The following is a 12,326-nucleotide window of genomic DNA, read 5'->3' as shown; positions in this document are numbered from 1 at the left end:
CTAGTTTTGTATTTGTACTCCGTTACTGTCTATTCTTACACGGTCGCCATCCTTATCCTGGATTTCCACGCCGTTATCATTCAGTCTGATATTAACTTCTTCACTATTTACATCCACTCTTGCATTAAAGTCATCTGAAGTGTCATAATCATCTTCCCAAGTATCTTCGCTATCCCAGTCACCACTATCGTCATCCCATACATCTTCTACAGGACAATCTTCACAGCTGGTGCCGCCGTCGATGATATTCAAAAAATGTTCTTCTTCGCCATTATGCAAAATATCTTCGTAAGAATCGGTATTTCGGTGAAATGTAGAAGTATTATCATCAGCATAAAGAGTGGTGCCTTCAGGAAGATATAACGTGATTTGTACTTCCTGATCTCTGTAACCAGACTTTGCTTCTGTAATAAAATAACTATCCAGCAAAAGTTCATTTCCTACCAGGCTGCGACCGTAACGTATCGCCTTGGCTCGATCTCTGGCTTCATTATAATTTTTACCTTCAGCCGACTTCAATATCTCCATTTTTCCTACGGAATCTCTGGTAGATCTCACGATAAGCCTGATATCATTTCCAACGATCATTTTAGTGTCTTCCTCATATACAATTCTGAAGTCTGATGATCTTCTGGTTCTGTTACTCATTTCAGGATTATGCTTCATACGCAGGTAGATAGTATCTGCTGAAGTTACCTTCAAAGTTTCTGTTGTGGCAACTTCACCGTCAAAAGCACGATTTGTTGCCTGGCTAATACCAATTACAGAAAGTCCAATGATCGAAATTAACCAGACTCCAAGTAATGTTAGCAGGGCAATTCTACCCACAGATCTTAGGTTTCTTACCAGTATCTTCAATCCAAGAACGAACAGGAAGAAGAAAGGGATCCCAACTGCGAAAAATACAAGCAGTGAAGTAAGCCATATAGGAGCGCCACTATTCACCACATCTATATATTCAGTCCAGGGTGCATCAACGATTCCGAAAGTGCCTACTGCAAACAATCCAACGAATAGTGCAATAAGAGTGGAACCGGCGAAAAGGATTAGGATGATCCCGATGAATTTAACAAATAGTTTCAGACAGAACTTGATAATATTCCCTAGCGTGGTTGCCGCAGAACTTGCTCCAGCAGACGCTCTTTTCCCGAACTTATCATAGTCAACATTCTTTATACTGTCTGAAACATCATGAAAACCCTCACGTATCTTCTTTTCGATGTTACTAACCGTTACTTCTTCACCGCGCATGGCAAGTTTATCTGCCGTGGTTTTTGCTTCCGGAACAAAAATCCAGAAAGCAATGTATATCAATAGAAAACCACCACTGGAAAAGATCGTAAGCAATACCCAAAGCAATCTTACCCAGATCGCATCGATCGCCAGGTAATGACCAAGTCCTGAAGACACACCACCTACGAATCCATTTTCAGTATCACGGTATAATTGTTTTCCACGAGTTCTTGCAGACCTGTGCGTGGTTGTTGGTTCATCTTCGAAGATCTCCTCATCGACCATATAATCTTCAGGTTGCCCCATGATCGTGATAACTTCTTCTACTTCTTTTATGCTGATAACCTGCCTGTCATTCTTCACTTTATCATTGAACAATTCAGCAATACGAGCTTCGATATCTGAGATGATCTCATCACGACCCTGCGTATTTGAAAACGAATGCCTGATAGTCTCCAAATATCTTTGAAGTCTGGCATAGGCATCCTCATCTATGTGAAAGAAAACGCCGGCAAGATTTATGTTAACTGTCTTATTCATGATTGTTCTTTTTTTGAGTGGTTACGATGTTAACGGCAGTTTGTAATTCGTTCCAGGTACCCGTTAATTCCCTGAGAAATATTTTTCCTGTTTCGGTAAGTCCGTAATATTTACGGGGCGGCCCGCTTGTAGATTCTTCCCAACGATAATTGAGAAGTCCCGCATTTTTCAACCTGGTTAATAAAGGATAGATCGTACCCTCAACTACCAGCAGTTTTGCGTCTTTCAATGTGTCCAGAATTTCAGCCACATAGGCATCTTCGTCTCTTAGAACCGAGAGAATGCAATATTCCAATACACCCTTACGCATCTGGGCTTTGGTATTTTCAATCTTCATAGTGTTTGTTTTTGGGTGTCATTAAACTGTTCATTTTTTGATTGATGATTTTGATGATTTGTTTCATCCGGTTTGTCCGAACTTAAAAAATTAATGGTTAGAGGGTAACTGTAATCTTTTCCTTCGTTTGCTGAAAGACTTGCAGAGATGACTGCAAAGATTTCCAGAACAAATAGTCCAAGTAATAATATTCCCAGAATACCCATGATGATGATAAAGGGTAATGCTTCTGAAAACTGGTTGACTTCAAAAGAGTCGTTAGTCATTAAAGGTTCTACTAAATTGAATTTTAGTGCAAAATATAGGAAAGTGGCACCTCCAATAGCTACCAGTAATACCGTATACAGAAAAGTGCTGATTTGAAAATTCAAAGCATTTCTTCCATGACGATCCACAAATGCATCTTCTTTCTGGCTTAACCAGAGTAGCATTGGGAATATGAAATTACCCAGTGGTATGAAATACTTCGTAAATACCGATAGATGAAGTACAGTAGTTAGAGTACGGTTTTTATGAGCGCTAGTGTCCTGCATGATTAATGATTTAATACTATTAAAAAATGATCGTGCTGAAAACGTACACGTAGATGGCGAAGATGGTGATATAGATCTTGATTCTATCTGCTAATGTTCCGGGTAAAACGCTGGTGACTGACTGTTTTTTGATTGATCTTTTCATGATGTTTTGATTTTGATGATTTTATACCTATTAGGTTCTTATGCAAATATATATCTAAAAGAAGGTATTATGCAAAGCAAAGTACTAAAAGTTAACAAATATTTAAGAATTATGGTCTCATTCTTATTTCATATTTTTATGAAAATTTGATAATAAACTCTGCTCATGAAGCTAAATCCCTCAAAATTGAATTCTTTTCTAATGCTTAAACTTCCAAGTGCCTGGTTGTGTGGTGTTAGAGTAAAACATATAGATGAAACTGAATGTGCCGTTGGTGTTACCCATCGATGGATTAATCAAAATCCTTTTAATTCCATGTATTTCGCTGTGCAGGCTATGGCTGCAGAGCTTAGTACAGGAGCTCTTGTTATGGGGAAAATTCAGGATTCCGGTAAAAAGATCTCAATGCTGGTGGCACAGAACAAATCGGTATTCTCGAAGAAGGCTACTGGAAAAATAAGATTCACCTGTCATGATGGACAAAAAGTGAAGGAGGCCATTGAGCGCACAATTGCTACCGGAGAAGGACAAACCATGTGGATGAAAGCCATTGGTCTTAATGAGGAAGGCGTGGAAGTATCGGTTTTTGAGTTTGAATGGACTGTTAAACTTAAACAAAGAAAGTAACACTCATCTCAAAATCCCTACTCATCATATAGAATAAACATCAATCAAAATATAAACATTATGAATGCACATGAAATAGATTACCAGATTTTCGGAGAAGAAATGCAATACGTTGAGCTTGAACTCGACCCACAGGAAGCGGTCATTGCCGAGGCTGGAAACTTTATGATGATGGACGATGGCATTCGAATGGATACCATCTTTGGTGACGGGTCGAAGCAGAATGAAGGTTTCCTTGGAAAAGTCCTTGGCGCTGGAAAGAGATTGCTTACCGGGGAAAGTCTGTTTATGACGATCTTCTCCAACGAGATCCAGGGAAAGAAGCGTATAAGCTTTGCCTCACCATATCCTGGGAAGATCATTCCTATAGATCTAACCCAGTTCAATGGAAAATTTATTTGTCAGAAAGACGCTTTTCTATGTGCAGCAAAGGGCGTAGCCATTGGTATAGAATTCAGTAAAAAGCTTGGCCGTGGATTTTTTGGCGGTGAAGGTTTTATCATGCAGAAAATTGAAGGCGACGGGATGGCATTTGTTCATTCTGGTGGTACAATGGCTAGAAAAGAACTAGGTCCAGGTGAGAAGCTTAAGATCGATACTGGTTGTATCATAGGTTTTACTCAAACCATAGATTATGATATAGAATTTGTAGGCGGTATAAGAAACACCATTTTTGGAGGAGAAGGTTTATTCTTCGCTTCACTTACTGGTCCGGGTACGGTTTATATCCAGTCATTACCATTTAGTAGGCTGGCGAATCGTGTATTGCAGGCAGCGCCACAAATGGGTGGAAAGGATAAAGGAGAAGGTAGTTTACTTGGAGGAATTGGTGATGTTCTAAGCGGTGATAACAGGTTTTAATTTGTTAAAAAATTAACACTTTTGATTCAGTTATTCTTTTAATACCTATATTGTTATATCCAAAAATCTAAATGCTTATAAGAATATCTCTACTCTTATTTTAAACCTAATCTTTAACCTAAATCCTTCAAAGTATGGCGAGAGCGATGTTTGAATACACCAAAACGATACTTGATAAAGTAAGTTTTGATACAAACTTGTTCTGTAGAGAAGTTAAGAAAGCGATCGACAGATTGCTTCCACATGAGATCGAAGAGTTACGACTCTGGATTCTTGCACTAACCAAACAGAACCCTGAATTAAATCAATGTTTAATTTATTTGAACACTTAAATAAAAAGCGGCTATTAGCCGCTTTTTTTAGTTCTTCTGAAAATCCTTTTTATGATTTAAAGGACTTATGATTTTTACATTCTGATAGGTAATTGCTCCTTTTACCACGCTGGCGATAGTGCTGCGTAGTGCTTCTATGATCTGCATTTTTAATTCACTACGATTATAGATCAAGCTTACTTCCCGGGCAGGAACGGGATCGTTGAACATCCTTAAGTTCTTTTTTTCATAATCCTTAAGTTCTAGAGTGTGCAGATAGGGAAGTAGCGTCATCCCCAGACCTTCATTGGCCAGTTTTATAAGGGTTTCGAAACTGCCGCTTTCCAGTTGTAGCTGATCGCCATCATATTCCCGGTTCGCTTTGCAAAGATTGATAATCCCATCCTTAAAACAGTGACCATCTTCCAGTAGTAAAATTTTATTGATATCTAGACTATCTATATCGATCTTATCATTGGAATGCATGTCCATTTCCTTCGGAATATAGGGAACAAAGGGCTCGTAATAAAGCACATTCTCCTTGATTCCATCAATTTGAAGTGGAGTAGCAGCGATTGCCGCATCCAGATGTCCTTCCTTTAGTTTTTCAATGATCGCTTCCGTATGCAGCTCTTCTATTTTCAATTTTACCTTCGGAAATTTCTTCATAAAATTACCTATGAACATAGGTAACAATGTAGGCATGATCGTAGGAATAACTCCTAATCTGAAGATTCCACCAATAAATCCTTTTTGCTGATCTACTATATCCTTGATCCGATCGCTTTCGTTAACAATGTTACGAGCCTGTTGAACGATTTTCTGCCCAACTTCAGTCAGCTGGATCGGCTTTTTGGTTCGGTCAAAAATAGTAATATCCAGTTCTTCTTCCAGCTTCTGGATTTGCATACTCAGCGTTGGCTGGGTTACGAAAACTTTTTGAGCGGCCTTGGTAAAATTCTTATGTTCAGCAACAGCTAAGACATAATGCAACTGGGTAATTGTCATGTGAATAGATTTGAACTACAAAGGTATAAGATTTTCCTATTCCAGATAGTCTTTAACTTTGTTTTATCTATACAAAAAACCCACTAATTAGCGGGTTTTGTACGGTTCTATAAGGTCTTAGAACCTCAGACTTAATTTTTTTGTGGAATCATCAAGCTTGAATTTAGTATCACTCCACATTGGTGGTCCCATGAATTTACTTTCACCGCTGGTTGCATAACTTTCCGTAGGCATTCCATTAGTTTCGAAATCCATTCTTCCATTGCTATTCTCGTCGTGCATCACGACCAGTGCATAATCTCCTTCTGGCAGATCTTCAAATTTTACCGTTGCTTTCCCATCTTTAATAGCAGATTTTTGAGAAAAGGTAGGTTCTCTCATAAAGTTTTCCTCCTTGTAAAGTGCGAATAGCACTTCGCCATTGTCGCTAGTGACATTAGGGATTGTAACTTCAAGTTCGTGAGTAGTTGCAGTCTGAGCATTCAATAGACTACCAATAAATAATGCGAGTAATAATAATACAGTTTTCATAAGGATTGGTTTTAATTACATTTCAAATGTAGATCATAACCTCCTTGTTTATAAGTAATTATATCTGAACTGTCGAATTTTGAGGCTGAATTGTTTATATGAGTCCGCGAGCTTTTACTTCTAGGTATTTGTTGATCGTATTAATACTTAGATCCTTTGGAGGAGTAAGTATGGTCTGGATGCCAAATTTTTCCAGCTCTTTGACCATTATGATCTTGTCATTTTGAAAAGACTCAGCAATCGTCTGGTGCGCCATCGTAGAAATATCCTTTTCTGCGGATTGTTCGGTAAGTCCGGTAATTTCAGTATTTTCGAAGAATATGACTACCAGTAAATGCTTTTTACTGATCGCTTTTAAATAAGGTAGCTGCCTTTGAAGCGCACTCATATGTTCGAAATTGGTATACAACATTATAAGACTACGATGGGTAATACTTTTTTGAACTCTCGAGTATAGCATGCTAAAATCACTGTCCAGGTAGCCTGTATCTACACGATATAAGGACTCCAGGATCTGTTGCAGCTGGCCAAGTCTTGAGCTGGCTTTCAGAATAGCATGCACTTTATTACTAAAACTTAGCAAGCCAACCTTGTCTTTTTTGCGCAGTGCAATATTCGAAAATGCCAGAGAACTATTAATCGCATAATCCAGTAAGGATAGGCCCTCAAAAGGCATCCTCATGACCCTTCCGGTATCAATGATAATATAAACCGGTTGGGAACGCTCATCCTGGAATTGATTAACCATCAAGGCATTTTGTTTTGCTGTCGCCTTCCAGTTGATAGTTCGTACATCATCCCCACGAACATATTCTTTGATCTGTTCGAATTCCATCGTATGTCCAATCCGCCTAATACGTTTCATTCCCTGCAAATTGATCTTTTGGTCCAAGGCTAGAAAATCCAGTTTTTTCATCTGAACAAAAGAAGGATAGACTTTTACAGATTGCTCTTTTCCAGTTATATATCTTCTTCTTACAAGCCCAAGCTTGCTGGAAATATAGATATTCAGGTTGCCGAAAATGTATTCTCCACGTTCCAGCGGGATTAGTTGATATTCTAATTTTTCTTCGGAACGGGAGCCGAGCTTTTTACTTTTTAAAAAATCTCTTTTCTGAAATTGTAGAGGTACTTCATCGATCACTTCAGCTGTCACTGGAAACCTGTAGTTATTCCGAAGTTTAAGAATTACCTGATTAGGATCTGAATTGGAAAATTTCTCTGGCAGTATGCGTTCTGCTAACACTGCTTTTCCAGAATATAACGCGATTATATCCAGCAAAGTTGCTATTGCCAGTATCATGCTGATGATCCAGGTAATGCTGTAGAGCCAGTCCACCCAGAACGAGATCAGGAATAAGACCGCGATCCCTATCAGGCAATAGAAGAACAGTTCTTTAAAATATAGACTTTTCAGAAACTTCAGCACTATCGGGGAATTTCTACAGATTGAGTGATCATATCTACGACGTCATCAGCTTTCATTCCTTCCATTTCTCTGTCTGGAGAAAGTATAAGCCTGTGACTTAGTACAGGTTTCAGTACGTTCTTAATATCTTCAGGAATTACAAAATCTCTACCGTTAATGGCGGCGTATGCTTTAGAAGCATTCATGATCGCTATGGAAGCTCTTGGACTTGCGCCAAGATATAGATGAGAATGATTTCTCGTTTTCATCACCAGTTCTGCGATATAATTCATCAGTTTGTCTTCTAGCACGATCTCATGGATCTGGGAGCGTAACTTAGCAATCTCATTTGGATCGAGAACGGGTGAAATTTCAGCTTCCGGCAAATTGCCTTTTCTAAGATGGTGACCCTTTAAAATCTCGATCTCTTCTTCCAGTTTCGGGTAATCTACCTTGATCTTAAATAAAAATCTATCCAGCTGAGCTTCCGGCAGGGCATAGGTTCCTTCCTGTTCTATGGGGTTCTGCGTGGCCAGCACCATAAAAGGTGGTTGCAGAGGATACAGATTCCCATCAATCGTCACCTGCCTTTCTTCCATTACTTCGAACAAAGCAGACTGTGTTTTTGCCGGAGCTCTGTTGATTTCATCGATAAGGACTACGTTCGAAAAAATAGGCCCTTTCTTAAATTCAAATTCTGAAGTTTTTACATTGAAGATCGAAGTTCCCAATACGTCGCTAGGCATAAGATCTGGCGTAAATTGAATTCTACTGAAGTCGGTTTTAAGGCTTTTAGCGAATAACTTCGCGGTAACCGTTTTGGCAACTCCGGGAACACCTTCTATAAGAACATGTCCATTTGCAAGTAAGCCTACGATCAAGAGTTCTACGAAATTCTCCTGGCCCACGATCACTTTGCCAAGCTGTGATTTTAGCTTATCCACAGAAGATTTCAGGCCTTCCAGTGGAATCCTGTTCTCAAACTTTAATTCGTCTTGTGGCTTATGTTGTTCCTGATTTTCCATCGGTAAATTTGTAATGATTAATAAAATTACTTAGCTCCAGAAACTCCTGTTTTGAGCTGTTCTTATTCTTTTGAAATGATTCTATTTTGTTGAAAAGTTCGTTAGTTGCTTCAAGTGAATTTGAGCTCTTTGCAGCCAGATCCTGCTTAAATCCGGCATCTATCTTTGAAGTTTTCAGACGATATTCGCGACGGATAAACTCCAGGAATAACGCGATCTTTTTATCTCCCAGTTCCTGAAATCGATTTTGTTCGAGGTATAAGCTCGAAATGATTCCGGTATACTCATAAGATCGGTTCTTAGGTGGATCTATAACCGGAATTGCACGTTGCTTTCTTTTGCCTTCAAAAATGATATACAGTACGATGCATAAAAGCAGGGCATAATAAGCCCATTTCAGGGATCTATTATTGAGTAAAATATAGAGCGAAGAACTGTAGAAAGATTTTCCGGATTTATAATACGCATCCCAGTAGACTTTACCAGTAGGTAGATACGCCAGAAGATTACCGGTATATTTATAATTATCATCCTTTAGCATGAAGTAATTACTAAAAACCTGAGGTGCTGTATGTAGCAAAATCGCTCCTTCTCCAAAGTCTGCTCTTATAAAATTGACCTTAGGCAACAGTTTGTCTTTGCGCGTAAATCCTAGTGCTGTATGATTTAAGGTATCAATTTCAGTAAAAAAAGATTTCGTTACCTGCTTATCGAATACGGCATCATCTTTCAGTTTAATATTCGGATTGTAAAAGTTCAGGTCCTGAGCTTCAGTAAAACCATCTACATCAATTTCAGAACCTGTTTCGATCTTTAAAGTATCCTTCAGATTCTGACTGTAATCATGTGCTGAAATAAATACAGTATTTCCTTCAGCAACCCAGTTCAGCAAATGATCCAGCTCATCATCATCAAACCCTACACCTTTATTAAAAAAGAAATAAGTGCCTTTAGCCTCTTCAGAATTTAAAAATTCATAAGGCGGGATTTTGAGCATTTCCAGGCTATCTCCCGAAGTTCGTTTCCAGCTTTCATAAAAAACCTTCGAGCCAAGCGGGATTTCATCGGAATGAGTATAACTCGGATTCCAGTTGATCTCTTCTTTTACCGATGTTTCCAGCCAGGTTAATACAATGACCACTAGTACGAAAAGTGCGATCGCAAACTTGTAGGTTCTATGCATTTTTGACCGGTTTTAATTCATTTTCGATCTTGCTGAATCCATTTGCGGCTATCTTATAATCTGCGGAAGAAACCTTGAAATTACCATACCAGATAAACTCATAGAACTTGGTGACCTCTGCAAACAGCTGTTGTAATCGTTTCTCTTGGATCTCCTGTAAATATTCTTTATTAGTCTTCTGAAATTCATACTGAATAAGATCATTTTCATCCAGCAATTTTAAACTCCGCAGGTATTGATAACGCACAGCAAACCTGTAATTTTCTTCTGAAACTGCTTTACTAATGAGACTGCTTAGATCTTCATTTTTTACCAGTTCCTCTTCCTCGCTAAGAATGACTTTACTCTTTCCGGGTTCTGCCAGTATCTTAGCCCCTGGATTGAGTCGGGTGAATAACCAGACAATCAAAGCCAGAACGGCGAAAATAATCACGTATGGGAAGATCCTTATAAAGAATGCCAGGATTCCGTTTGCATCATAACTTCCAAAAAGCCAGTTTATAAACTGATTATACTTGAGGTTCAGCCATTTTTTAAATCGAACCCACCAACTATCTTCCTCTGTACTCTCAAGATAATTGTAGGCATCCTGCTTTTTGTACTCTTCAATTTCAGTAGCATCGAATTCGACCGGAACAAGATTTTCAGACTTTTCCACCTGAATTTCTCTCCTTAAAATTGAATCCTCTTGAGCACGCATATCCTGAGCGGGACTCAGAAGAATTAAAAAATACAGCAGGTATAACTTCAAACTATCGGTTGTTTCCCAGGTTTTGAATTGTTTCGTAGGTACCGGTGAAATTTTTCTTTTCATTCAGATGAAAGTACACAAAGGCAACCCCAATTACGGTCATACTATAAATGATATATTGTATTGCTGAAGAAATCGCGTTGATGATAACATATCCAGTTCCAAACATATCCTGAGGTTCTGCTGCAGAAGATTCTGAAGCTACCGTAAAAGCTCGAACGAATATATAAATAAGTGCAGGTAGCTGGAAGATAAGTCCAATAACATAAATCACCAGGTATATACAAAGAAGCGTGGCGAAGGTCATCCACCAGTTGTCTTTGACCAGCTGAAAACTTTCAGATATACTGTCGGTTACTCCATTTCTACGGAAGACGAGGATTGCAGTTACCAGTGACAATGGAACAAATACATAAATCCCCGGGATCACAAAGAACATAAACGCGGCGAAAGTAATAATGCCTGTAAGTATAGATAATAGCAGGATCTTTCCGAAGTCCTGTTTCAAACCATTTTTGACCTCCTCATATTTTATGTGTCCGTCATTATTTATATACGACAGGATCATATGATTCATAGTCCCGGTCATAGAACTGAAATACGCTAGGTAGGCGATCATAAGTAGTGCCAGCGCAATGATCACGTTGGAAGCGTCCAGGTTTCCGCTGGTAAATAAACTACTTCCAAGGGTGGTGTAGGTGTAAAAGGTAATGGCAGCAACCAGTAGAATAAATGAGGGCCCTACGAGTTTAAAGAATAATCGCAGTCCGGTTTTATAATTCTCTCTAATAAATTTGAAAGTAGCACTCAGGATCTCCCCAAGTTCTCGCTGTTGTTTAAAATTAATGTGGTTGTTATGCATTGTTGGTTTTGTTAGATAATAGGATCGGGTAAATAACGTAGTAGAATATGATTAGTAGTAATGATAAGCTTATGATAGTGATGGCAAGCCAGTCCTGCATTTGAGTGATCCTGGTCACAAATCCCTCCAGGAATCCGGCTATAATGAAAAAAGGTACTGTACTAATCACAATTTTGAGTCCGTCCTTAATTCCCATGGTAAAGGATTTCAGCCGGCTGTAAGTTCCCGGGAAAAGGATACTTTTTCCAACCACCAGGCCTGCGCAGCCAGCTACAATAATTACCGAAATTTCTATCGTTCCATGGATCCAGATCGTTCTGGCAGATTCCCAGAGCAAACCCTGTTCATAAAAGAAATATTGAAAACTACCGAGCATAACTCCGTTTTGCATCATTACGAAAACAGTTCCAATCCCGGCGAGCACTCCTAAGGAAAATGCTGTTAAGGCTACGCGAATATTGTTAATGGTGATACCCAGGAACATATTTGTTTCTGAAGCCTGTTTATAAACAGCCATTGGATCTTTGTTTGCAATATTTTCAAGCGTCATATTCACATAGGCATCGCCTAGAATAGATCTTAGAAATGAACCATCTGTAGCCGCACTATAAGCGCCAACCAGGCTAAAACCTGCAAATATTAGAAAGCTCCATAAAAGTTGCTTTTGGTGCCTATGAAATTCCCTCGGGAATTCTTTAGTAAAAAATGTGATGAACCTGCTTTTAGATTCTTTTTTTGCTTTATAGATCTTCTGGTGGGCAGTAGTTGCTAGTCCGTTTAAGTACTGAACGGTATTGGAGTCAGGATAAAATGTTGAAGCGTAACTCAGGTCATCGCTAAGCTCCACGTAAAGATTGGAAAGTTGATCTGGATTCAGCGATTTATATTTCTGAAGCAGACTTTCATACTTGACCCATTTATCTTTATTTTGCCTTACAAAAGCTGCCTCGCGCATTCTTAGATTTAATTGA

The 12,326-nt window shown here is 38.9% G+C and carries 15 protein-coding genes; 3 read left to right on the top strand and 12 right to left on the bottom strand.

Features of this window, described 5'->3' with window-relative positions; translation table 11 throughout:
* The 4 genes from JM79_RS09840 to JM79_RS16235 are packed head-to-tail and all read right to left on the bottom strand — an operon-like array spanning position 1 to position 2,788.
* A complete protein-coding gene (locus JM79_RS09840) occupies positions 1 to 1,773 on the bottom strand; it encodes a PspC domain-containing protein (RefSeq protein ID WP_141877981.1) in 1,773 nt (590 codons plus the stop codon).
* On the bottom strand, positions 1,766 to 2,110 hold the full coding sequence (locus JM79_RS09835) for a PadR family transcriptional regulator (protein ID WP_026915958.1): 345 nt from the start codon (positions 2,108 to 2,110) through the stop codon (positions 1,766 to 1,768). Before JM79_RS09835 ends, JM79_RS09840 begins: the two co-directional genes overlap by 8 nt.
* Positions 2,107 to 2,643 (bottom strand): DUF4870 domain-containing protein, encoded by a 537-nt coding sequence (locus JM79_RS09830; protein WP_141877980.1) that lies wholly within the window; start codon positions 2,641 to 2,643, stop codon positions 2,107 to 2,109. The genes JM79_RS09835 and JM79_RS09830 overlap by 4 nt, the downstream gene beginning before the upstream one ends.
* Before the next feature lie 19 nt (positions 2,644 to 2,662).
* Positions 2,663 to 2,788, bottom strand: a complete 126-nt coding sequence (locus tag JM79_RS16235) for a hypothetical protein (protein ID WP_260443415.1) — start codon at positions 2,786 to 2,788, stop codon at positions 2,663 to 2,665.
* Positions 2,789 to 2,953: 165 nt separating this feature from the next.
* Here JM79_RS16235 and JM79_RS09825 point away from each other — a divergent pair, with 165 nt between their 5' ends.
* The 3 genes from JM79_RS09825 (at position 2,954) to JM79_RS09815 (ending at position 4,608) form a co-directional block, all read left to right on the top strand.
* Entirely contained in the window at positions 2,954 to 3,415 is a 462-nt protein-coding gene (locus tag JM79_RS09825; RefSeq protein WP_141877979.1) for a DUF4442 domain-containing protein, read from the top strand.
* Positions 3,416 to 3,475: 60 nt separating this feature from the next.
* The gene (locus tag JM79_RS09820; RefSeq protein ID WP_141877978.1) at positions 3,476 to 4,276 is read left to right on the top strand and encodes a TIGR00266 family protein; all 801 of its coding nucleotides are present in this window, start codon (positions 3,476 to 3,478) and stop codon (positions 4,274 to 4,276) included.
* A gap of 134 nt (positions 4,277 to 4,410) precedes the next feature.
* Positions 4,411 to 4,608, top strand: a complete 198-nt coding sequence (locus JM79_RS09815) for a hypothetical protein (RefSeq protein WP_141877977.1) — start codon at positions 4,411 to 4,413, stop codon at positions 4,606 to 4,608.
* Between the two features lie 27 nt (positions 4,609 to 4,635).
* Here JM79_RS09815 and JM79_RS09810 read toward each other — a convergent pair whose 3' ends face one another.
* The 8 genes from JM79_RS09810 to JM79_RS09775 form a co-directional block, all read right to left on the bottom strand.
* Positions 4,636 to 5,595, bottom strand: a complete 960-nt coding sequence (locus JM79_RS09810; protein ID WP_141877976.1) for a hydrogen peroxide-inducible genes activator — start codon at positions 5,593 to 5,595, stop codon at positions 4,636 to 4,638.
* Between the two features lie 117 nt (positions 5,596 to 5,712).
* Positions 5,713 to 6,126, bottom strand: coding sequence for a DUF2141 domain-containing protein (locus tag JM79_RS09805; RefSeq protein ID WP_141877975.1), 414 nt, complete (start codon positions 6,124 to 6,126; stop codon positions 5,713 to 5,715).
* A gap of 94 nt (positions 6,127 to 6,220) precedes the next feature.
* A complete protein-coding gene (locus JM79_RS09800; RefSeq protein ID WP_141877974.1) occupies positions 6,221 to 7,555 on the bottom strand; it encodes a DUF58 domain-containing protein in 1,335 nt (444 codons plus the stop codon).
* Positions 7,555 to 8,559: a MoxR family ATPase gene (locus JM79_RS09795; protein ID WP_141877973.1), complete on the bottom strand. Its 1,005-nt coding sequence runs from the start codon at positions 8,557 to 8,559 to the stop codon at positions 7,555 to 7,557. Before JM79_RS09795 ends, JM79_RS09800 begins: the two co-directional genes overlap by 1 nt.
* Positions 8,537 to 9,742 carry a DUF4350 domain-containing protein gene (locus JM79_RS09790; RefSeq protein ID WP_141877972.1) on the bottom strand — a complete coding sequence of 402 codons (1,206 nt, stop codon included), beginning with the start codon at positions 9,740 to 9,742 and terminating at the stop codon, positions 8,537 to 8,539. The genes JM79_RS09795 and JM79_RS09790 overlap by 23 nt, the downstream gene beginning before the upstream one ends.
* Positions 9,735 to 10,556: a DUF4129 domain-containing protein gene (locus tag JM79_RS09785; RefSeq protein ID WP_141877971.1), complete on the bottom strand. Its 822-nt coding sequence runs from the start codon at positions 10,554 to 10,556 to the stop codon at positions 9,735 to 9,737. Before JM79_RS09785 ends, JM79_RS09790 begins: the two co-directional genes overlap by 8 nt.
* On the bottom strand, positions 10,495 to 11,355 hold the full coding sequence (locus tag JM79_RS09780) for a hypothetical protein (RefSeq protein WP_141877970.1): 861 nt from the start codon (positions 11,353 to 11,355) through the stop codon (positions 10,495 to 10,497). The genes JM79_RS09785 and JM79_RS09780 overlap by 62 nt, the downstream gene beginning before the upstream one ends.
* Positions 11,348 to 12,310 (bottom strand): stage II sporulation protein M, encoded by a 963-nt coding sequence (locus tag JM79_RS09775; protein WP_141877969.1) that lies wholly within the window; start codon positions 12,308 to 12,310, stop codon positions 11,348 to 11,350. The genes JM79_RS09780 and JM79_RS09775 overlap by 8 nt, the downstream gene beginning before the upstream one ends.
* Positions 12,311 to 12,326: the final 16 nt, after the last annotated feature.

The organism is Gramella sp. Hel_I_59 (assembly GCF_006714895.1).
Classification (GTDB): Bacteria; Bacteroidota; Bacteroidia; order Flavobacteriales; family Flavobacteriaceae; genus Christiangramia.
The sequence above is the reverse complement of the archived record's forward strand: the minus strand, read 5'-3'. Positions and strand labels throughout refer to the sequence as shown.

Bases quoted from the DNA above. Each gene is read 5' to 3' on its own strand.
- JM79_RS09840 (WP_141877981.1), bottom strand. From the start codon at position 1,773: ATGAATAAGACAGTTAACATAAATCTTGCCGGCGTTTTCTTTCACATA.
- JM79_RS09835 (WP_026915958.1), bottom strand. From the start codon at position 2,110: ATGAAGATTGAAAATACCAAAGCCCAGATGCGTAAGGGTGTATTGGAA.
- JM79_RS09830 (WP_141877980.1), bottom strand. From the start codon at position 2,643: ATGCAGGACACTAGCGCTCATAAAAACCGTACTCTAACTACTGTACTT.
- JM79_RS16235 (WP_260443415.1), bottom strand. From the start codon at position 2,788: ATGAAAAGATCAATCAAAAAACAGTCAGTCACCAGCGTTTTACCCGGA.
- JM79_RS09825 (WP_141877979.1), top strand. From the start codon at position 2,954: ATGAAGCTAAATCCCTCAAAATTGAATTCTTTTCTAATGCTTAAACTT.
- JM79_RS09820 (WP_141877978.1), top strand. From the start codon at position 3,476: ATGAATGCACATGAAATAGATTACCAGATTTTCGGAGAAGAAATGCAA.
- JM79_RS09815 (WP_141877977.1), top strand. From the start codon at position 4,411: ATGGCGAGAGCGATGTTTGAATACACCAAAACGATACTTGATAAAGTA.
- JM79_RS09810 (WP_141877976.1), bottom strand. From the start codon at position 5,595: ATGACAATTACCCAGTTGCATTATGTCTTAGCTGTTGCTGAACATAAG.
- JM79_RS09805 (WP_141877975.1), bottom strand. From the start codon at position 6,126: ATGAAAACTGTATTATTATTACTCGCATTATTTATTGGTAGTCTATTG.
- JM79_RS09795 (WP_141877973.1), bottom strand. From the start codon at position 8,559: ATGGAAAATCAGGAACAACATAAGCCACAAGACGAATTAAAGTTTGAG.
- JM79_RS09790 (WP_141877972.1), bottom strand. From the start codon at position 9,742: ATGCATAGAACCTACAAGTTTGCGATCGCACTTTTCGTACTAGTGGTC.
- JM79_RS09785 (WP_141877971.1), bottom strand. From the start codon at position 10,556: ATGAAAAGAAAAATTTCACCGGTACCTACGAAACAATTCAAAACCTGG.
- JM79_RS09780 (WP_141877970.1), bottom strand. From the start codon at position 11,355: ATGCATAACAACCACATTAATTTTAAACAACAGCGAGAACTTGGGGAG.
- JM79_RS09775 (WP_141877969.1), bottom strand. From the start codon at position 12,310: ATGCGCGAGGCAGCTTTTGTAAGGCAAAATAAAGATAAATGGGTCAAG.